This window comes from Coleofasciculus chthonoplastes PCC 7420, assembly GCF_000155555.1.
GTDB classification, from domain to species: Bacteria; Cyanobacteriota; Cyanobacteriia; order Cyanobacteriales; family Coleofasciculaceae; genus Coleofasciculus; species Coleofasciculus chthonoplastes_A.
Genome location: NZ_DS989846.1, coordinates 285,403 through 305,944 on the forward strand (window position 1 = coordinate 285,403; position 20,542 = coordinate 305,944).

Consider the following 20,542-nt stretch of genomic DNA (forward strand, 5'->3'; position numbering starts at 1 on the left):
TGATCCCAAGCCAATTGCTTTAATAAGGCTGAGGAGTTATACAATTATAGTCAATTATCAAGGGAAAATCAGCGAGATCGCTTCCCCGGCTGAACTATAATGTTGTGACTCTAGCCCTCTTTTGCCATCTGCTTTTTCAGATACTGGAAACCGCAATTTTAATCTGGCTGTACAGCTTGGTATTTGGGCGGAACTTGATGGTACAGGTCTGGGTTTTGACTCCAGTGCAGGATTTACCCTTCCTAATGGTGTCACGCGATGTCAAGGGGTAGGGTGGGCAAATGGATATAAGTCCTGGTGAAATCGTTAAATTATCATAATTTGCCCACCCGACAATATCAGGCGATCGCACTACAAGATATCAAAAGATAGTTCGCGTTTACTAGCAACACAATCTTCAAGGTATAAATTAATTAATTCTTGCCAAGACATTCCTTTTTCTTGTGCCATTTCCTCAAAATATTCTATGACTTCTATCCCCAAAGGTAAAGTTACTTGTTGTTTTAATGTTTGGGCAAAAGGATTGGGTCTGCTTTTCATTTTGTCAAGGTCATATTCTTTTTGCATGGTTTTATCCTCGATAAAATTTACTTTCGTTTTTAGTGGCTTTTCGAGCCGAAAGCACCGAGAAAGTAATGTTTGGCAACGTCGGTTTTGGGAACATACGATTCGTGACGAGGATGATTTAAACAAGCATTTAGATTATATTCATTACAATCCGGTTAAGCATGGTTTGGTGTCTTGTCCTCATTTGTGGACATATTCCAGTTTTGACAAATGGGTGAAAGCTGGTAGGTATCAAGTCGATTGGGGATGTCATTGTGGTGCGAATTTACCACAAGTTCCGGATTTTCGGGAGTTAGAAGATAAAGTCGGCGAGTAGGGTGGGCAATATGGATATAATTTTTGGTGAAATTGTTAAATTAACGTAATTTGCCCACCCGACAATATCGGGCGATCGCACTTGGAAAACCCAGAGCAGGTTAGTGGTGATCCAGAGTTATCCGGTTTCAGGTTGCTGATGGCAAAGATTTGGCGATTTGGGTTAAGTCTTGTCACCTTCTGGTTTTTCCAGTAATAAATCAATATCTCCAAACATCCCAGTTATATAGGATTCCAGAACTTCTCTTCCTTCAGCATTGGGACAAATTTTTATAGCTTCTAAGGCTTGTTCCCGTTCTTTTAAAGCTGCCCATATCAAGAAGCTTTTCGTGTCAATTTTGTCTAATATTTCTTTGATTCGTTCTGCATGAGTAGCGATTTCATTGTCTGTCACTAGGGACAATAGCTCATCTCGTTCTGAGTGATGAGATTCCAACCCATAGAGCAAAGGGAGAGTAATTTTTCCCTGCTTTAAGTCAGTTATACCATCAGGTTGCCAAATGGATTCCATGTCGTTAAGAATTTGTAGAGCAAGCCCCAGATGATGACCAAAAACACCACAAGATTGAATCAGTTCAGGGTTATCTGTTCCCACCATAGCACCAGTAGCACAAGCTGTAGCCACAAAGCCAGCACTTTTCATTTCTACGGTTAACCAATAGTCTTCAACAGTTCGAGTAGTTCCAACTAGCTCTCTATCCTGACCTACTGATATACGAAAAAAGGCATCAATATAGGACTGATTAATTTTGTGAAATATTTTGGGTTCAAGAGATGCTTTGCTCAGGATTTCAAAGGAAAGAATATGAATAGCTGAAGCATAATTCCAAGCTCTAGTGGCGCCGACCTCCTTCCATAGCTGTCCATCTCGATCTTGATCTTCCAAATCATCCAAAATGCGTAGGCATAGACCCAGAGCTAGAAGTGCAGCACAAACATGAATAGCCTCTTTGGCTTCTCCATCAACAGCTTGACAGGAAGCTAATGGTAATATCGCCTCTGGAATCATTGGTTCTTCAAACAATTTGGCTAGTACCACCTTCAATTCTGTCCAAAAATTGGGAATTGAGTTTTGAAAAACCTCTCTAATTTCTGGATATAATGATTTTAAAGAATTCATGTCAATTTACTCAAAATTTACGACCAATCGAGGCTGTGATGGAGCCCTCAACTATTGCATAATTCGTCAGTTTGTGGGATTCCAGACATACTTTCCCTTTTTGTCAATATAGCCTTGCTTTTCACCAATCTTTACCCATGCCAGCCCTTCGATGAAGATACTAGCCCAATCAAACTGGGGTTCTATAACTATCTGCCCAGTTTTGTTGATATAGCCCCACTTATCCTCAATCTTTACTGCTGCCAACCCTTCAGAGAAATTAATAGGTCGCTCCTTAAACTGTGGATCAATAACCATTTTCCCAGTTTTGTCAATATAGCCCCATTTGACATTAGTCATGTTTGGTGGTTTGCTCTCAGCAGAGATCATACCAGTTGCGACGACTGCAAGTCCTTCAGAAAAGTCATAACCTTCATCAAATTGGGGTTCAATAACTATCCGACCAGTTGTATCAATGTAGCCTACTTTGTCTCCAACTCTGACAGCAGCTAATCCTTCAGAGAATTCCCTAACCAAATTTGAAGATGGATTGATTACTATCTGCCCAATTTTGTTGATATAGCTTACTCGCCTATCGAGTCTCACCAATGCTAGCCCTTTAGAAAACTCCCTAGCCTCATTAAACTGAGGCTTGATGACTATTTGCCCCGTCTTATTGATATAGCCCATTTTGCCATCAATATCTACAGCAGCCAACCCTTCAGAGAACCTATATGTTAAATCGAACTGGGGAGGAATAACTAATTTACCCGTCTTATTGATATAGCCCATCTTGCCATCAATATCTACAGCAGCTAATCCTTCGTAAAAGCTATAAGCAGAATCAAAATCAGATTCAATAACAATTTGTCCAGTTTTATCGATATAACTCCACTTATCACCTATTCTGACGGTTGCTAGTTCTTCAGAGAACTGACCAGTTTCATCAAATTTGGGCTTGATAAGAATTTGCCCCGTAGAATTAATATAACCCCACTTACCATTCTGACTGATAGGAAACAGTTGGGAAGGCTCTGAGATTGGCATTTGTGAATGATTTGATACCTGCATTGCCTGTGGAGAAGTACTCAATATGATTGTCGGACGTTGAGTGCTACAAGATAGCAAACCTAAAATAGCCTGGCATAAAAGCAAAAAAATGATTCGGTTCACCATAAACTTTTTGATATAAAACATCATTATTAGTGGTTGATTCTTTTAATTGTTCCTATATGTTGGGTGCCACTCCGTTTGTTAATTAGATGTTTGTAAATAGATGGCCAACTGTTATCTGTAACACTTACGCATCCCCAAGAAACGTCTCCACGGTGTAAATACTCATCTCCTTGGGGTCCACCTTCAATTCTAAACCACGTTTTGGCATAATTTCCGTAATTATCACCCCCAGCATGAGGGTGATCAGGAAGCCGAAGAGGATATTCTCTATCAAGGGCTATTTTAGGAGCACTCGGATCGTTGGGATTAGTATCTATTGTTGCTCTGGCAGTGCCACCACCATAATCTAATATCCCAGTTTTTTCATTAAAAGTTACCGCTACGGCTCCTCCCCAATTTGTCAAACCAAGGTATCCTGGTTTCAGGCTTGCTTTTGTTCCCTCCCAGGGTCCTTCCAAAATAGTAAAATAATCTCGTTCCCCTTTTTGTTCTTGATATTCAACTTTCAATGCATCAGGAAAACTCCGCTGATTATTTCCTATTAGTCCAACCACCCAACCCTCTGTATTTCCAGAAGAGACACCCAGTATTTCCCCCTTCTTAAAAGTTGTTTGGGGAGTACATCCAGAGATACACCTTCTCAGGGTGTGGGAGTTATCTTTTTTCTGAATATCTACAGCCTTTGGTTCCTCCAAAACCTGTTGCTGAGAAGCTACAATTTTATCAGCCGAATTTTCCCGTTGAAACTGAAGAATCTCCTTGCGGTAAACCGAGGAATCATGACCAGTAGTTCCTCCCAAGGATTGCAGATGGCTCAATACATCACTCTTAGGTGCTATCCCTTCCAGAATCGGTACTTCTTTTAAATTGATTGCCGGTTTCTGAGGTTTCTGATTCTGCCGCTGCACAACACCTGTCTGCTGCACAACATGAGTCAACTCATGCGCCGTCAACTCATTATTCCCCGGCTCCTTCCCCGCCCCAAAATAAACATCACTCCCATGAGTAAACGCCTGAGCGCCCAACTCCTTGCTCATCTGCACCGCTTCACCACCCGTATGCACCCGCCCCCCACTAAAATCCGCCCCAAAGCGCGGCTCCATAAACCCTCTCACGCCCTCTGATAACGGAGAACCTCCACCCTTAGACGCATTCAAACGACTCTCTAAATCCCCAGAGGCTTGATTTCCATCTATTTGATGCGCCCGTTGTATCATCTGGCGCATCTGCACACGCGGATCAATTTGCGTTTGCACCACAGGTGTAATTGACTGCGCTCGTTTCCATATCTGCTTGGGGTGATGGGGGTGATTGGTGTCTAATTGACGCTGAACGGATGCTGAACTATCCGGAGGCGCTGACATTGACATTACCTGAGACGCTACTCGGTCAGCTTCTTGCTCGTAGAGATCTCCTGGCGCTCCTACCGTCAACTTGGTTTGAATGCCAATTTCCTCTAAGTCTTTCCCGGCTTCTGGCGCCTGTTCCTTCTCTTCTTTGGCACAATCAGCACATTGGCGTTGAATCGGGTTCTGTGATACTGGGGCAAAAGCACCTTTTAATTGGGAAGCTGGGCTTTGTGGTAAGGGTGGGGGGGCATCAAACGTTAGTGCCCAGGGTGATTCAGATTTACGCTGTAACGTTGAAGATTCGGCTTGCTCAAGCTCCTTGGCTTGGATGCCTCGCATTACATTGGCGGCGAGTCTATCAGCTGATGCTCTCTTATATTCCCCAATTTCTTGGGATGGGGCAGATGATGGGTTTGACTTGGGTTGAATCGAAGAATGTCCCATTTTACCCGGACTTTTACCCTTTTTCTGTACTGGGGTTGGAGTCCAGGAGGAATTTTTCTTTTGTACGGGTTTATACTCCATGATGCCGCTTCAGTTACCCAATGATTTACTGATCCCAAGCCAATTGCTTTAATAATGCTGAGGAGTTATACAATTATAGTCAATCATCAAGGGAAAATCAGCGCGATCGCTTCCCCTGGTGAACTATAATGTTGTAACTCTAGCTCTCTTTTGTCACTTGGGAAATTCTGACTAAGACAGACTCCCCATTGCTGATTTCATAGATGGGGTAAGCTGGTTATAGAGACGCGATCGCAAGCTAGTTCAGCCTAGCCCCATACCTCTCATAAAAACCTGAATATCTTGCATCAACTTCTGGCTACAAATCGCTAATTTTTCTGATAATTGCACGACTAGATCAGGATTGGGATTATGAGCATAGTTACTTCTGACAACGTGGCGAAAGCGTCGGAATTCGTCCAAGTCAATTAATGTTGTCTCTGAAAGTACAGCTTGGCGAACCGTCGGGATCTCTACAGACAGTTGTTCCAATACTTGCCGATGCCAATCTGCACCTGTTGGCACGTCTCCATCTATCTCTTTAGCAATTTCATAGAAGATACGCTCTGCTCCCGTATAATAGCTTTGCATATTCAGCGCAATAGCCGCGATGAGTGCGTTTTGCATATCATCATCTTGAGTTTGGGGAAGTTTGTTGATCAGTCGTTGAGTTTGAGTGACTGCTTCTTGAACTTGTGCTAATTCCTGCTCAATGCGCTGAACCAACATAGTCATCGTCACAGTTCGATTCCTTGCTGAATGGCTGCTTGGATATGGGGGGGTGATGATTCAGCATCTATCAGGTCAATGGAGAAATGGTGTCCTCTTTCAGCAACTGCCCCAGCCCGCAAGTAATGGTTTGTTTCAATTCCCCAAACGGCAAGGTCGATATCAGAATGCCAGGTCATGTGCTGGTGATCAAGCATTGAACCAAATAAAACAACACGATTTGCGCCAAATTCCTCCTTCAGGGTAGCAGCCGCTTGGCGTGCTGCTTGCCAGCCTTGCTGCTGGAGTTTTTTCATCTGGAGCAAAAACTCAGCCCTATTTTTACGGGCGGTTAGCACTCTCTTTACAATCTGTTCACGGGTTTTTGTGTCCACGGAGGGCATGAGTTGCAGGGGTTTGATTAAGAGGTTGAGGGCATCTGCGATCGCACAAACACTATTCTATTGATCGTAGCTGATTTACTGCGATAGGGGATCAGGGTAAGCTTGTACTAGAGACGCGGGTAGGGTGGGCAAATTATGATCATTTGACAATTTCACCAAAAATTATGTCCATTTACCCACCCTACAAGATCTGCGATGGCTTATTTAAATATCTATGAGCAATTGATTGAGTCAAGTTACCGTAAAATACGATATCATTAGTTCCTTAAGCGAATAGATAAGGCTCGAAGCAGTTTGAGGGAAGGAAAGGGTATTAGTATGGAAGAGATGCGGAAGAAATATGAACTGTAATTGCATTTGATACAGAACATCTCCACCCATTATGGAAGGTGCGCGTCTTGGCGGAAGAGAATATTGCTGTGACCACAACTCTACTCATCCAAACTGAAACCACTCCCTTAAGGATTTCGCTACCCGCGATCGCGCCCATGACTCGCGAGGAGTTCTATGCTTTTTGCCAAGCGAATCGAGACTTGCGTATCGAACGTACTGCGGCTGGAGATGTTGTGATTATGCCACCTGCTTTTTCAGATACCGGAAACCGCAATTTTAATCTGGCTGTACAGCTTGGTATCTGGGCGGAACTTGATGGTACAGGTTTGGGTTTTGACTCCAGTGCAGGATTTACCCTTTCTAAGGGTGCCACGCGATTCTCCTACGGAGACGCTTCGCGAACGCCTGATGCGTCTTGGATTAAAACAGAACGGTGGAATGCTCTGACTGAGGAGGAAAAAGCATCCTTTGCGCCGATTTGTCCGGATGCGTGTGATTGAGTTACGCTCGGCGAGTGATACTTTAAGTAGTTTGAAAACGAAGATGCAGGAATACATAGAGAATGGTGTATCTCTAGGCTGGTTGATTGACCGCAAAAATCGCACGGTTTATGTCTATCGCCCGAATCAAGAGGTTCAAATCTTGGAAAATCCGGAGCAGGTTAGTGGTGAGCCAGAGTTACCCGGTTTCAGATTGCTGATGGCAAAGATTTGGTGATTTGGGTAAAGAGTTAAGGGGTAGGGTGGGCAAATGGATATAATTTCTGGTGAAATCATTCAATTAACATAATTTGCCCACCCTACTATATTAATTATGCGATCGCACTAGCATTGGTAACGCGATCGCTAATTGAACAGAGCCGGATGAACTCAAAAGTAATAGCAGTAGGCTGACCTGAGTAAAAAACCAGCTTTTGCACCTATCGGAGAGTACAACCTACATTCCGCAGATCTTTGCGGACAGCATTAGGTCAGTTATCCATGAATGCTCGATAGCGAACCCAGTACCGATCAACAGCGATCTCCAGCTCTCCGAACGGAAAATCCGCGCCGTGGGCTTCTTGGAGGGCGACAAAGAAGTCGAGAATCGCGCCACCTTCGGCGGGGGTCAGGCTGTCGAAGCGCTCGTGGAAAATGGCTAGTGGAGTACCGGAATCGAACCATTCGAGCTGCTGCTTACGGAGTAGCTCGGTCATGTCGTCCGGCAAACCGAGACCGGACGGGAGCCTAGTAGCTCGATCAAGCGCCTCTACGACGTCTGTACGAGAGGGTTCGGTAAGTGCGCCTACGAGTTCGGAGACGAAAATGCTGAGAGATGGATATGACTCCAGGGAAGCGTACAGGAAGGCTGGTAGGAAGTACCGGAATGCCTCCGGAGCGAGCATCCAGAGGTTGCCTTCGACCTCGGTTCGGAGATCGTACACCGAGAGTTCCGTTGACGTATTCGTAGCCAAGAGTTCGCGCAGGCGATCGCCGTCGTAGTTCACCGCTGATCGCAAGATCTGACTAGCCAGGGGTCGGGGGCGCGAGGCGAAGGCATTGAAAAAGCGCTCTTTGAGGTTCTTGTCTGGAGGGATTTGCATATCATTACGTGGTTGTCGGGTTCTCGGGCGAGATCTGGTCGAGGATCAGCAAAAGTACCGCCATCACTGCGGCGGCGCTTGCTGCGACGGCGGTTGCTCCGGCTGCCGCAATGATGGCTTTCACTAGTACGATAATCGCTGCGATGAGTGCAACCACTGCCGCGATAACTAGCACTGCCATGGCTGCCGCCGCGACGACCTCTCGAGCGCGTTCGACGACTGCTTCCATCGCTTCGATCAACTCTTGCGGGCAGTTAGAATCCGTGAAGAATCGGTAGCAGCGGTTCACCATGTTGATCTTATCTTGCACTTGCTGGCGATGGCCGGTGTCTCCGCCCCTAAAGCAGGTAGTGTCCAGCGCCAGACGCGCAGCGATCTCCGCAGTGATAGCGGCGATCTTGGTTGCAAGAGTGAGACAGTTGTCACCTGCGGAGCAAGCACCGAGGGTACTCACAATCGCTTTTGCTGTCTCGACCGCTCCCCGCAGACCGACATATGTCGCCCAGCCACAGTCTCCCGGGGGCAACATACCATCACCAGGCCAAAACTGTACTACGTGACTAGCCATCACCATCTGCACTTCGCTGCTCTGGGTGTGTGTCTCACCGCTTTCATTCGCAGATCGGTTTTGAATGTCGGGTGCAGCTACCTGCTGGACAACATGAGTCAGCTCATGCGCCGTCAACTCATTATTCCCCGGAGATGTCCCTTCCCCAAAATAAACATCACTTCCATGGGTAAACGCCTGAGCGCCCAACTCCCGATTCATCTGCACCGCTTCACCACCCGTATGCACCCGCACCCCACTAAAATCCGCCCCAAAGCGCGGCTCCATAAACCCTCTCACGCCCTCTGATAACGGAGAACCTCCACCCTTAGACGCATTCAAACGACTCTCTAAATCCCCAGATGCTTGATTTCCATCTATTTGATTCGCCCGTTGTATCATCTGGCGCATCTGCACACGCGGATCAATTTGCGTTTGCACCACAGGTGTAATTGACTGCGCTCGTTTCCATATCTGATGGGGGTGATGGGGGTGATTGGTGTCTAATTGACGCTGAACGGACGCTGAACTATCAGCAGGGGCTGACATTAACATTACCTGAGACGCTACTCGGTCAGCTTCTTGTTCGTAAGTATCTCCTGGCGCTCCAACCGTCAACTTGGTTTGAATGCCAATTTCCTCTAAGTCTTTCCCAGCTTCTCCCGCCTGTTCCTTCTCTTGGTTGGCACAATCAGCACATTGTCGTTGAATCAGGTTCTGTGATACTGGGGCAAAAGCGCCTTTTAATTGGGAAGCTGGGCTTTGTGGTAAGGGTGGGGGTGGATCAAACGTTGGTGCCCAGGGTGATTCAGATTTACGTTGTAGCGTTGACCCTGAGTGGAGCCGAAGGGTTGACCCTTCGGCTTGCTCCTGTTCTTTAGCTTGGATTCCTCGCATCACATTCGCGGTGAGTCTATCGGCTGAGGCTCTGGAGTATTCCCCTATTTCTTGGGATGGGGCAGATTTCTGGTGTGGCTTGGGTTGAATCGAAAAATGTCCCAATTTACCAGGACTCTTACCCTTTTTCTGTAACGTGGTTGGAGTCCAGGATGAATTTTTCTTTTGTACGGGTTTATACTCCATGATGCCGCTTCAGTTGCCTGATGATTTACTTATCCCAAGCAAATTGCTTCAACAATGTTGAGTAGTTATACAGATTATAGTCAATCAGAAAGAGAAAATCAGCGAGATCGCACTAAGCTGTCATGCATTTAAATTGGGTATTAGTAGCGAGCTTTCTAGCTCGCACTACAAGGATTGCGTCATTATTGATATTAAGGTTTAAATGCCGAACAGCTTACGAGATATCAAAAGATAGTTCGCGTTTGCTGGCAACACAATCTTCAAGGTATAAATTAATTAATTCTTGCCAAGTAATTCCTTTTTCTTGTGCCATTTCCTCAAAATATTCTATAACTTCTATCCCCAAAGGTAAAGTTACTTGTTGTTTTAATGTTTGGGCAAAAGGATTGGGTCTACTTTTCATTTTGGCAAGGTCATATTCTTTTTGCATGGTTTTATCCTCGATAAAATTTACTTTCGTTTTTAGTGGCTTTTCGAGCCGAAATTATTCTAATTACTGATTCTTGTTCTCGGTAACAATGAACGATGAGTAATATTCGCATTCGATAGCTTCTGCCAAGAAGTAAGAAACGGTCTTCTATGTCAGAATGCTCTTCATCCCAAAACTGTATAGCGTTATCATCGTAGAAAACAGATTTTGCTTCTTCAAACGAAACTTTATGCTTTTCTTGATTGATTCTATTCTTTTCGTTATCCCACTCAAAAATTAATCGCTTCATATTTACATATTAAAGTAAAAGGGTGAAGATGGTCAATCTTTCAACTAGAAGCGAGTCGGGTGATCAAATGGATATAATTTCTAGTGAAGTCGTTAAATCAATATAATTTGCCCACCCTGCAATATTAGGCGATCGCACTAACGGTGCAACGCGATCGCCTGATGCGTCTTTTACCTACCACCTCACTATCCCATTCTTTAATTCCATCCAACCAAAAAAACAGGAGGGGTAGGGTGGGCAAATGGATATAATTTATGATGGAATCGTTAAATTAACATAATGGGTCCCACCCTACTATATTAGGCGATCGCACTTGGCGTTAATTCTTTTTTACAATGTTATGTCACACTATCGTCGTTCTTATGTGCCAGGAGGAGTATTTTTTCTAACCTTGGTCACTTATCGCCGTATTCCTCTATTTTCAGAGGTTGAAAATATATCTTGGTTACGGAAGGCGATCGCGAAAATGCGTCAAGAAAAACCCTTTGACATCACCGCCGCCGTTGTTTTACCGGATCATCTTCATTTTCTCTGGACGTTACCACCCAATGATTCTGATTATTCTCAGCGTGTGTCTCGATTGAAGGTGTTATTTACGCGCTCTTTACAAAGGAAATCTGCATTTTCTGTCGAGATTTCGGCTTCTCGTCGTAAGCACCGAGAAAGTGATGTTTGGCAACGTCGGTTTTGGGAACATACGATTCGTGACGAGGATGATTTAAACAAGCATTTAGATTATATTCACTACAATTCGGTTAAGCATGGTTTGGTGACTTGTCCCCATTTGTGGACATATTCCAGTTTTGACAAATGGGTGAAAGCAGGTAGGTATCAAGTAGATTGGGCGTGTTGTTGTCGGGGGAATTTACCACAAGTTCCGGATTTTCGAGACTTAGAAGATAAAGTAGGGGAGTAGGGTGGGCAAATGGATATAATTTTTGGTGAAATTGTTCAATTAACGTAATTTACCCACCCGACAAGATCAGCCGATCTCACTTTACCCATTCTGGTGCTTGCATTCTATAGGGCAAATTTGGATATGGATGATTTTTTGCCATAGGCGAACCAGATTTGAGAATCCATGTTTCACGATCAGAGTACTCCCAAACAAGCCCACGCTCATGATCATAGAGATGTTGTACACCACTGCTTTTATCTTGTGACCATGTTAGTTGTTCTTGTATCAATACGCCTTCTTTTTGATGAATTGTTGACCAGGCAGTTTCTGGAGGTGGAAAGCGAAAAACTGCCTCGGACTGAAATTCTCCCGAAACTAAATCCAGGCTTGCGATTGGTTGCGAATTTTTTAACCTCTGATCTAAAGCGATCACCCACACGGCCTGACTATCGTCACGGATGCGGATCTCTACTTGCCTATAGCTAGCATGTCCACTTCCAACCAGATATATGAGAGGGATCTTGTTCGCTCGTTGCCATACTAGCTGCATCTCTGACTCATCAAATACCCCTTGATTGGTATTTCGACTACGAAATAAGATAACGTCGGAATTGGGCAGTCTAGATTGAACTTGGTAATCCCAACTCTCATTATTTGAGATAGAGTTATTCACTGTACGTTTAACCTCTAAATCCTGCGGCTGGGGCACCCGTGACTGGTGGCCAGCCACGTTCATGTCTTGCTGTTCTACCTGACACCCGCCAAGTAGAAGTCCTAGGCATAAAGAAATGAATCCTAATATCGTAATCCCAGCCAGCACCTGTAAACTCCCGATCATCAACTACCTCCCCTGAACTTAATTCTGTTCCCGTTCCAGGATGAAGATCAGCTCTGTCTATCCAAATAAAATGAACGTTTGTAAAACGAACAATTTTGTTACCACCCTCATCACTCACTTCATAGTTACCACTCATTTCAATACGATGGCATCCATGAAGAGTCAAACGCATCGATTCTAGTTCATTGAGTTTAACACCCGTGACGCTGTCATTAAATGTTCCACTGCCACCCGTTGCAGCAAACCCAACAGCGAGCTGTTTAAATTTCTTAGCCATTGCTCGCTGAATTTCTGGGCGGTCTGTCATAAATGTACTCCACTGCACTACTGGCTCATATGTCATACCGAAGCCAGTCATACGCCATTCCATGAGAGTCCTTGCCAAAGAAGCACCCTCATCGTTAAGCCTCCAATACATATTCCAGCCACGTCCCAAGCTTTCCCAGAAATCACATTGAATCATCGACTCTGAGATAAAGTTTCCTGATAGGCTAGAGCTGAGCTGTCTCCCAGGGGACTTGAGTTGAACAGCACCCGTTTGCTGAACAACATGAGTCAACTCATGCGCCGTCAACCCATTATTCCCCGGCTCTTTCCCTTCCCCAAAATAAACATCACTCCCATGAGTAAACGCCTGTGCGCCCAACTCCTGATTCATCTGCACCGCTTCACCACCCGTATGCACCCGCACCCCACTAAAATCCGCCCCAAAGCGCGGCTCCATAAATCCTCTCACGTTCTCGGATAACGGAGAACCCCCACCCTTAGACGCATTCAAACGACTCTCTAAATCCCCAGAGGCTTGATTTCCATCTATTTGATGCGCTCGTTGTATCATCTGGCGCATTTGCACACGCGGATCAATTTGCCTCTGCACCACAGGTGTAATTGACTGCGCTCGTTTCCATATCTGATGGGGGTGATGGGGGTGATTGGTGTCTAATTGACGCTGAACGGATGCTGAACTATCAGGAGGCGCTGACATTAACATTACCTGAGACGCTACTCGGTCAGCTTCTTGTTCATAAGCATCTCCTGGCGCTCCTACCGTCAACTTGGTTTGAATGCCAATTTCCTTTAAGTCTTTCCCAGCTTCCCCCGCCTGTTCCTTCTCTTCTTTGGCACAATCAGCACATTGGCGTTGAATCGGGTTCTGTGATACTGGGGCAAAAGCACCTTTTAATTGGGAAGCTGGGCTTTGTGGTAAGGGTAGGGGTGGATCAAACGTTGGTGCCCAGGGTGATTCAGATTTACGCTGTAACGTTGACCCTGAGCGGAGCCGAAGGGTTGACCCTTCCGCTTGTTCCTGTTCCTTAGCTTGGATTCCTCGCATTACATTGGCGGCGAGTCTATCGGCTGATGCTCTGGAATACTCCCCGATTTCTTGAGATGGGGCAGATGACGGGTTTGACTTGGGTTGAATCGAAAAATGTCCCATTTTACCGAGGCTTTTACCCTTTTTCTGTACTGGGGTTGGAGTCCAGGACGAATTTTTCTTTTGTACGGGTTTATACTCCATGATGCCGCCTCAGTTGCCCGATAATGTGATGAATGATTGGAGCCGATTTCCTCAAGAATTCTGGGTGATGGTCTGATCAGCCAATGCCTGTCCATTCCCAGAAAACAGCGGCAAGCGGCTTGACCCAAGAGGTCTTGAGATGTTGGCTAAATTATAAACTATTTTGTCTAAACCGAATTCAACCGGAAATATGTTTTAACATAAGAACCAGAAAACGGGAGCAAGGGGAGAGACTGTTGAGTTTGGCGGTAAGCGTTAGCGTAGCCATGCCCGAAGAGCTATAGCTATCCCGGAGGGAATCGCTCTTCCCAACCTATTTGATTATTACCCGTTTTCACGCTCTAAACCAACGATAAACTTTAACACCATTAAAACATATAAACCTATATGGATATTCCCACACCAATCACCTGGTATCAAGCCAACTTTCACTATCTACAGATAGCCGTTAATCAAGTCCGACAGGTTTTGGAAGATTACCTCGCTTACCAGCAAAATCAGCCCAACTTAGCCAAATTGGAAACGACATTATCCCCAGATGCCGCAGCCATTCTCGACTATGCACCGCCAGCCTTAGATAAACTCTGCGCTTTATTTAACCTCTCCCAATTTGATCGCTATATCCTCTTATTATGTGTTGGCATGGAGTTGGATAGTGAGTTTGAAGTCTTATGTGCCAAAATTAACGGCAATCCTAAACAAAATTATCCGACGCTGAATTTAGCCTTATCTACGTTTCACCAGTCTGATCTGAGCATTCTTTCCTCCCAATCTCCCTTACACCAGTGGGAACTGATTGAAAGGGTGGAAGGATTATTCTTTACTCAATCACCTCTACGCATTAATCAGCGCATTCTCTGTTATCTGTTGAGTGAACCTTGCACAGATAAAGACTTGGCAGGTATCCTTTTACCTGTACCGCCTTCATCTTCCACTCCTCTTCCCCCTTCGTATCAACAAATTGCTGACAAACTTATCGCCACTTGGTCTAAACCACTGGCAAATTTTGACGATCCCGTTGTCCAGTTATGTGGTTCAGATATAGGAGCAAAGCAATCCATTGCTACTATCGCCTGTAGCGCAGTAGGCTGGAATCTTCAGATGATATCAGCCTCTGTTATTCCCTTTAATCCGAATGAACTGTATCAGTTGATGCAACGCTGTTTGCGGGAAACTTTATTAAACCACAGTTTCTTGTTCCTGAATGCTGATGAGATGACTCAAGGTGATCCTCGGCGAGAGTGGGCAATTGCCGAGTTTGTTGAACAATTAAAAGTGCCGTTAATTTTCAGCACCCAGGAACGACAACCGCAACATCAACGCCCGATGATTACCTTAGAGGTGGGTCAACTGAGTCATGCTGAACAACGAGATATCTGGAAATTCCATCTCGGTTCACTGACAACAGAACTGAATGGACAACTTGATACCATCGTTTCCCAATTTAATCTCAACGCCGCCGCGATTCAAGCCGCCTGTTTATCGCTGAATAGTAGTGACTATACGTCTACATCACCGGATCAACCACAGGAAGACAAACAAACCGATAAAGAACCAGCCAAAACAGCTTCATCCTCAACCCGTCGTCGCTCATCGAAAACTCAAAAGACTCAACCTAAAATAGAAAATCCCTTATCTCCCTTGCAAACTCATTTATGGGATTTCTGTAAAGTTCAAGCACGTCCTCGTTTAGATGATTTGGCGCAACGGATTGATGCTGTAGCGACTTGGGAGGAGTTGATTTTACCCGAACGGGAAAAAGCTACATTACATGAAATTTCAACTCATGTGCGCCAACGAGCAAAAGTTTATCATGAGTGGGGATTTGCGGGAAAAGGAGGACGCGGTTTAGGGATTAGCGCTCTTTTTTCCGGACCCAGTGGCACCGGGAAAACCATGGCGGCGGACGTATTGGCAAAGGAGTTACGCCTTGACCTTTATCGAATTGATTTGAGTGCAGTGGTGAGTAAATATATTGGGGAAACGGAGAAGAATCTGCGGCGAATCTTTGATGCAGCGGAAACCAGTGGGGCAATTTTACTCTTTGATGAAGCCGATGCGTTGTTTGGCAAACGAACGCAAGTGAAAGATTCTCATGACCGCCATGCGAATGTGGAAGTGAGTTACTTATTGCAACGGATGGAAGCCTATCAAGGATTAGCGATTTTGACGACAAATCTGCTCGACGCCTTAGATCAAGCCTTTATGCGTCGGATTAATTTTTCGGTGAAGTTTCCCTTTCCCAACGCCCCAGAGCGAACCGAGATTTGGCAGCGAATTTTCCCAAAAGAGACGCCGACAAAGAAGTTAGATATGCAAAAGTTAGGTAAACTGAATATGGCGGGGGGAAATATTCGCAATATTGCCTTAAATGCGGCGTTTATTGCGGCAGATGCGGGTGAACCTGTGATGATGAAACATCTTTTACAAGCGACGAAAAGCGAATGTCTGAAGTTGGGTAAAATTTTAACTGATGTAGAAGTCAGGGGCTGGGTTTAATATCCTGTTGGTTTATCCTACTGCTTCCTTGGCGATCGCGCTCTCATTTCACTTAATGTTTCCCAGTTTCTACATCAGTCATCATTCGCTTTCCAACGCCCGTTTAAAAGTAGCGTCACTCTCAATCATTTGGGCATTGAGAAACTGATAGAAACTTATGAAATAGAGCGGAATTGTCAAACTCTCTGATTGTCAGGGTTTCAGCCTTTGCAATTCCAAAAGTGACATAAGAGCGATATTTGCAGAGGTTGAAAACATATCTTGGTTATCAACACACCACACGTAAACCGAAATTAAACAAAGACCAATCATCAAGATTTCCATTCAGACGAGAAGCACAACGGCATTGTTTAGGGCGACTAACCCAAGAACCACCACGTAAAACCCGAAAGCGCGACATAAAACCAAATTGATTATTCTCCGCACTATTCCATACTCTACCATCTGAGGGCGCACCTCTGTAATTACTGTGCCACAAGTCAGCACACCATTCCCAAACATTCCCATGCATATCGTATAATCCAAATGCATTGGGTGGAAAACTACCCACATCTGTTGATTGACGATGATAAATACTTTTTGGCGCATCCGCATAGGTGAAACTGCCGTTAAAATTCGCTAATTCTGGGGTAATCGTTTCACCGAAATAAAAAGGTGTTGTTGTGCCAGCCCGACAAGCATATTCCCATTCTGCCTCACTGGGTAAGCGATACATTCGTCCCGTTTTCTGGGATAATCTGGCACAGAATTCTACTGCATCATTCCAATAAATTTGCTCAACCGGTCGATTTTTTCCTTTCAAACTGGATGGATTAGGATTGAGCGATTGATTCACTTCGGGTAACGTGGTAACAAATTGCCATTGGGCTTGAGTGATGGGATACTTACCCAGATAAAATGATGACAACTTAACGGAATGTTGGAAATTTTCCGTATCTCGACGCTCTGCTTCTGTCTCTGGAGAACCCATCAGGAATTCACCCCCTGGAATCGCAATCATTTCTAGACTAATCTCATCATCTAACGCTTCAACAAAATACTGGGCATCCTGGTAACAACGATTAATTATTTCTCCTTTCGCATCTACGGTAATCACCTCAAACTCAAACACCGATAATTGAGGAGACGATAGCAGCATCAGCCATTCCTGCACCGTTTGCGGACGATTTTGCGGTTCAAGTTCCATCCCTTTCAGAATTGCATTGTTGACGCGATCGCTAATTTGAGGATTATGATGTTTCGGTGGTACTAAGGGAATATTTCCTTGTTGGCGAATCGTCGCCGAATAAGGCAACTCTCCAGTCAGGACAAAATAGAGAGTAGCCGCCAAAGCATAAACATCCGTATACGCGCCAAAATTCCCCCGTCGTTCATACTGTTCAATCGGGGCAAAACATTCAGTTCCCCAATTCGTTAGACTTTGTTCTTCACCCGGAATAAACTCACGGGCAAGACCAAAATCAATTAAAACCACTGATAAACTATCCTGACGCAGTAAAATATTTTTAGGTTTAATATCTCGATGTAAAAATCCTTGCTGATGCACATAAATCAGGGCTTCTCCCACCTGCTTAATGATCTCTAAAGCTTCCGCTTCTGATAACCGCCCCTGACTCTGACAATAGGAGGCTAAATCTTGCCCCTCAACATAGTCCATCACCATGCACCATACGCCATCCTCTTGAAACAATTGAGGATAAACCTCAACAATGTGGGGATGGTGACATCGGGCTAAACAGAGAGCCTCATTCAAAAACTTTTCCTGGATTTGGCTAAAATTAGGCTTAAACTGCTGGTAAAGATTCAACGTTTTTATCGCGACTAATTTTCCGGATACTGACTCTTTTGCCCGATAAGTTACACCAAAACCACCACAGCCCAACAGTTGCTCAATACTATATTTACCCCCTTTAAGCAGTTGTCCCGATTTCCACTGACTCATAAACTTATCTTCACCCCAATATGAGTATTCCACCGGACAAGAAATCCAACAAACCTTTCACCCCCATCAGCCAACCCCCTCTGCGTACCTCTGCGTTCCCCTCTGCGTACCTCTGCGTTAAAAAAACATAACTTGTATCAAACCCACTTAATTAAAAATCCACCTAATAACTTATAATTCACCTTCCAAAGCCCGTTTAAAACTAGCAGCACTCTTAAAATAGATCCGAGGGTGATCAGTAAGCGCCAAATCAATCACCTCCGCTAGTCCCTTGGGAATTTCAGCATCTCGTTGGCGAATAGGTATAGGCTTAGTTTGCAAGACAACCCAGAATGGGTCTTGATTGCCAAAATCACGAGGTAATCTACCCGTTAACATATAGTACAAACACGCCGCTATTGCCCAAACATCAACATCGGGTTTACTATATTTAAAATCAAGAACTTGTTGTCGAGGCATAAAAGCCGGACTCCCCGCATATTGACCACTGCGAGACAACCCACTCAATCCTGCCAAATCAAACGCCTTAGCCAATCCATAATCAGCAACTTTGGCAAGACGCCCTAATCCCAGATTGGCAAGAAAGATATTTCGCGGTTTCAGATCCCGGTGTATTAATCCCTGCACTTTAATGTTACTATTATCAGGACTCTGGATAGTGTGGGCATAGTCTAACCCATCCAAGACTTGCAGTGTAATCGACATCGCTTCATTGACCGACAATTTGCCGCCGCGTTGCTGCATTAAATCCAGAACACTGCCACCATTACAATAATCCATGGTAAAAAAAAAGGAATCCTGGTCGTAACCAAGTTCCCGGAGTTTAACGATATTAGGGTGTTGTAAGGCTTTGGTTTTGTCAACCTCCATCAGGAATTGCCTGATCGCATCACTGGGACGCCTGTTGTGCGATCGCATGATTTTGAGGGCGACTAATTCCTCAGTTCGGTCATGATGGGCTAAATAGACGGTTCCTAATCCCCCTTGACCTAATCGTTTCAGCGTTGTGTAGCCACGAATCTTAGGTAGATAAGAGTCACACCCTAGAGTCGTTGAAGCGCTTTTTAACCCACTTTCACGGGGTAAGAGAGGTTTCTCACTGGGATCAACACCAATTGTCTGTGATTCAGAGGAGTTCACGTCACTGTGGTTTACCCCTTCAATTTTGACGCGCAGTCGGGTATGGCGAAGCTTGATTTCGTCGCCATTCTTTAAGTCGTACTCTGGAAACTGTATCCTAGCCCCTTCGGTTGGCGTTTGATATCGATGGCGTTTGCCAATAATTTTACCATTAACATAAGTGCCGTGGAGACTACCGAAGTCACGAATACGGATATCAGGAGGATTGATATCCAGCAAACAGTGATAGCGCGAGATAGTCTTGTGATACCGATCATTAGGGAGTCGGGGATTGCAATCTTTGGCGCGACCTAGAATACAAGTCGTGCGATCGCAAAATTCAAAGTTCTCACCTTTGAGACTTCCTGTGATGACTGTAAGGATAACTTTGGCAGACATCTGGGATCATTTATTGAGGAGTCAGGGTTCAGTTAGGAAAAAATGGTTTCTCCTGATCTATTGTTTCCTATTTGCCCTAGTAACCGCCACCTTTACGCTTAGTTCCCGATTCCCCGTTCCTGGTTCCCTGTTCCCTTCAAGCCAATGAAGACGATCCCAAGTCGGGGGGAATATCCTGAAGGCGTCCTTGTCCCACGGCTTGAATGGCTTCTTTGAGGGAAACATCGCCCGTATACAGGGCGCGACCCACGATCGCACCAATCACGCCTAGGGGTTCCAACGCCAGTAAACTTAATAAGTCTGTAATCGAACTGACACCCCCAGACGCAATCACCGGAATCGAGACATGGCTGGCTAATTCTCGCAAGGCGTCGCGATTGGGTCCAGTGAGTGTACCATCCCGGTGAATGTCTGTATAAATAATTGCCGATACACCCAAATTAGCCATTTGCTGTGCCAATTGAGTGGCGGTAATTTCTGAGGTTTCCAACCATCCCCGTGTGGCTACCTGACCATTTCGCGCATCGATACCAACAATAATGCGATCGGGAAATTCAGAACACAGGTGTTCGACTAAGGGATGATCTTCAACCGCCGCTGTTCCCAGAATCGCATACTGAACCCCAACAGAAAGCAGTTGACTAACTCCTTCCTTGTCGCGCAATCCGCCCCCAACTTCTACGGGAACCGATACCGCTTGGACAATGGCTTCGATGGTCTTGGTATTAACAGGGTGTCCCGCTTTCGCCCCATCTAGATCCACCAGATGTAACCGACTCGCCCCTTGGTCTACCCATTGTTTCGCCACCTCCACCGGGTTTTCACTATAAACTTGCGATCGCGCGTAGTCGCCTTGGTATAACCGTACACAGCGACCGTCGAGTAAATCAATAGCTGGAATAACGTTCATATTCGTCATTTGTCATTTGTCATTTGTCATTT

17 protein-coding genes and 3 pseudogenes are annotated in these 20,542 nt (G+C 45.1%); 5 read left to right on the top strand and 15 right to left on the bottom strand.

The features are described 5' to 3' along the window. Positions 1-118: 118 nt before the first annotated feature. Positions 119-277: pseudogene (locus MC7420_RS36760) on the top strand (Uma2 family endonuclease); the annotation flags it as partial. A 74-nt stretch (positions 278-351) separates the two neighbouring features. Here MC7420_RS36760 and MC7420_RS10305 read toward each other — a convergent pair. Further along, positions 352-567: an antitoxin gene (locus tag MC7420_RS10305; protein ID WP_044206259.1), complete on the bottom strand. Its 216-nt coding sequence runs from the start codon at positions 565-567 to the stop codon at positions 352-354. A 43-nt stretch (positions 568-610) separates the two neighbouring features. On the opposite strand from MC7420_RS10305, the pseudogene MC7420_RS10310 reads away from it, so the two are divergent. Beyond that, positions 611-883: pseudogene (locus MC7420_RS10310) on the top strand (REP-associated tyrosine transposase); the annotation flags it as partial. A 162-nt stretch (positions 884-1,045) separates the two neighbouring features. Here the strand turns inward: MC7420_RS10310 and MC7420_RS10315 are convergent. The 5 genes from MC7420_RS10315 to MC7420_RS10335 all read right to left on the bottom strand — a co-directional run bounded on the left by MC7420_RS10315 (position 1,046) and on the right by MC7420_RS10335 (position 6,122). Further along, positions 1,046-2,002: a polyprenyl synthetase family protein gene (locus MC7420_RS10315; RefSeq protein WP_006100357.1), complete on the bottom strand. Its 957-nt coding sequence runs from the start codon at positions 2,000-2,002 to the stop codon at positions 1,046-1,048. 66 nt (positions 2,003-2,068) lie between these two features. Beyond that, complete coding sequence (locus MC7420_RS10320) at positions 2,069-3,157, bottom strand: WG repeat-containing protein (RefSeq protein ID WP_006100022.1); 1,089 nt, start codon at positions 3,155-3,157, stop codon at positions 2,069-2,071. Between the two features lie 26 nt (positions 3,158-3,183). Further along, the gene (locus MC7420_RS35060; protein WP_006100317.1) at positions 3,184-5,031 is read right to left on the bottom strand and encodes an eCIS core domain-containing protein; all 1,848 of its coding nucleotides are present in this window, start codon (positions 5,029-5,031) and stop codon (positions 3,184-3,186) included. Between the two features lie 243 nt (positions 5,032-5,274). Further along, positions 5,275-5,745, bottom strand: a complete 471-nt coding sequence (locus MC7420_RS10330; protein ID WP_044206261.1) for a ribonuclease toxin HepT-like protein — start codon at positions 5,743-5,745, stop codon at positions 5,275-5,277. A 2-nt stretch (positions 5,746-5,747) separates the two neighbouring features. Then, complete coding sequence (locus MC7420_RS10335; protein ID WP_044206264.1) at positions 5,748-6,122, bottom strand: nucleotidyltransferase family protein; 375 nt, start codon at positions 6,120-6,122, stop codon at positions 5,748-5,750. A 419-nt stretch (positions 6,123-6,541) separates the two neighbouring features. Between MC7420_RS10335 and MC7420_RS10340 the strand changes: the two are divergent. Continuing rightward, positions 6,542-7,172: pseudogene (locus MC7420_RS10340) on the top strand (Uma2 family endonuclease). Between the two features lie 253 nt (positions 7,173-7,425). Here MC7420_RS10340 and MC7420_RS10345 read toward each other — a convergent pair. From MC7420_RS10345 to MC7420_RS10360, 4 genes are all read right to left on the bottom strand, one after another. Next, a complete protein-coding gene (locus MC7420_RS10345) occupies positions 7,426-8,037 on the bottom strand; it encodes a hypothetical protein (RefSeq protein WP_006100046.1) in 612 nt (203 codons plus the stop codon). A 4-nt stretch (positions 8,038-8,041) separates the two neighbouring features. Further along, positions 8,042-9,667 (bottom strand): eCIS core domain-containing protein, encoded by a 1,626-nt coding sequence (locus tag MC7420_RS10350; protein ID WP_006100293.1) that lies wholly within the window; start codon positions 9,665-9,667, stop codon positions 8,042-8,044. A gap of 214 nt (positions 9,668-9,881) precedes the next feature. Then, the gene (locus MC7420_RS10355) at positions 9,882-10,097 is read right to left on the bottom strand and encodes a hypothetical protein (protein WP_006100168.1); all 216 of its coding nucleotides are present in this window, start codon (positions 10,095-10,097) and stop codon (positions 9,882-9,884) included. Positions 10,098-10,101: 4 nt separating this feature from the next. Further along, positions 10,102-10,386 (bottom strand): BrnT family toxin, encoded by a 285-nt coding sequence (locus MC7420_RS10360; protein ID WP_044206267.1) that lies wholly within the window; start codon positions 10,384-10,386, stop codon positions 10,102-10,104. Positions 10,387-10,726: 340 nt separating this feature from the next. On the opposite strand from MC7420_RS10360, the gene MC7420_RS10365 reads away from it, so the two are divergent. Continuing rightward, a complete protein-coding gene (locus MC7420_RS10365; RefSeq protein WP_006100323.1) occupies positions 10,727-11,302 on the top strand; it encodes an REP-associated tyrosine transposase in 576 nt (191 codons plus the stop codon). Positions 11,303-11,378: 76 nt separating this feature from the next. Here MC7420_RS10365 and MC7420_RS10370 read toward each other — a convergent pair whose 3' ends face one another. Further along, positions 11,379-11,957, bottom strand: a complete 579-nt coding sequence (locus MC7420_RS10370) for a hypothetical protein (protein WP_157453117.1) — start codon at positions 11,955-11,957, stop codon at positions 11,379-11,381. Between the two features lie 7 nt (positions 11,958-11,964). Further along, positions 11,965-13,641, bottom strand: coding sequence for an eCIS core domain-containing protein (locus tag MC7420_RS35065; RefSeq protein WP_052307451.1), 1,677 nt, complete (start codon positions 13,639-13,641; stop codon positions 11,965-11,967). Between the two features lie 387 nt (positions 13,642-14,028). Between MC7420_RS35065 and MC7420_RS10380 the strand changes: the two genes are divergently transcribed. Then, entirely contained in the window at positions 14,029-16,140 is a 2,112-nt protein-coding gene (locus MC7420_RS10380; protein ID WP_006100104.1) for an ATP-binding protein, read from the top strand. A gap of 268 nt (positions 16,141-16,408) precedes the next feature. On the opposite strand, the gene MC7420_RS10385 is transcribed toward MC7420_RS10380, so the two are convergent. The 3 genes from MC7420_RS10385 to hisA form a co-directional block, all read right to left on the bottom strand. Next, complete coding sequence (locus tag MC7420_RS10385; RefSeq protein ID WP_006100332.1) at positions 16,409-18,082, bottom strand: bifunctional serine/threonine-protein kinase/formylglycine-generating enzyme family protein; 1,674 nt, start codon at positions 18,080-18,082, stop codon at positions 16,409-16,411. A gap of 171 nt (positions 18,083-18,253) precedes the next feature. Then, positions 18,254-19,600 carry a protein kinase domain-containing protein gene (locus MC7420_RS10390; RefSeq protein WP_006100186.1) on the bottom strand — a complete coding sequence of 449 codons (1,347 nt, stop codon included), beginning with the start codon at positions 19,598-19,600 and terminating at the stop codon, positions 18,254-18,256. 136 nt (positions 19,601-19,736) lie between these two features. Continuing rightward, the gene (hisA, locus tag MC7420_RS10395) at positions 19,737-20,510 is read right to left on the bottom strand and encodes a 1-(5-phosphoribosyl)-5-[(5-phosphoribosylamino)methylideneamino]imidazole-4-carboxamide isomerase (RefSeq protein ID WP_006100059.1); all 774 of its coding nucleotides are present in this window, start codon (positions 20,508-20,510) and stop codon (positions 19,737-19,739) included. Positions 20,511-20,542: the final 32 nt, after the last annotated feature.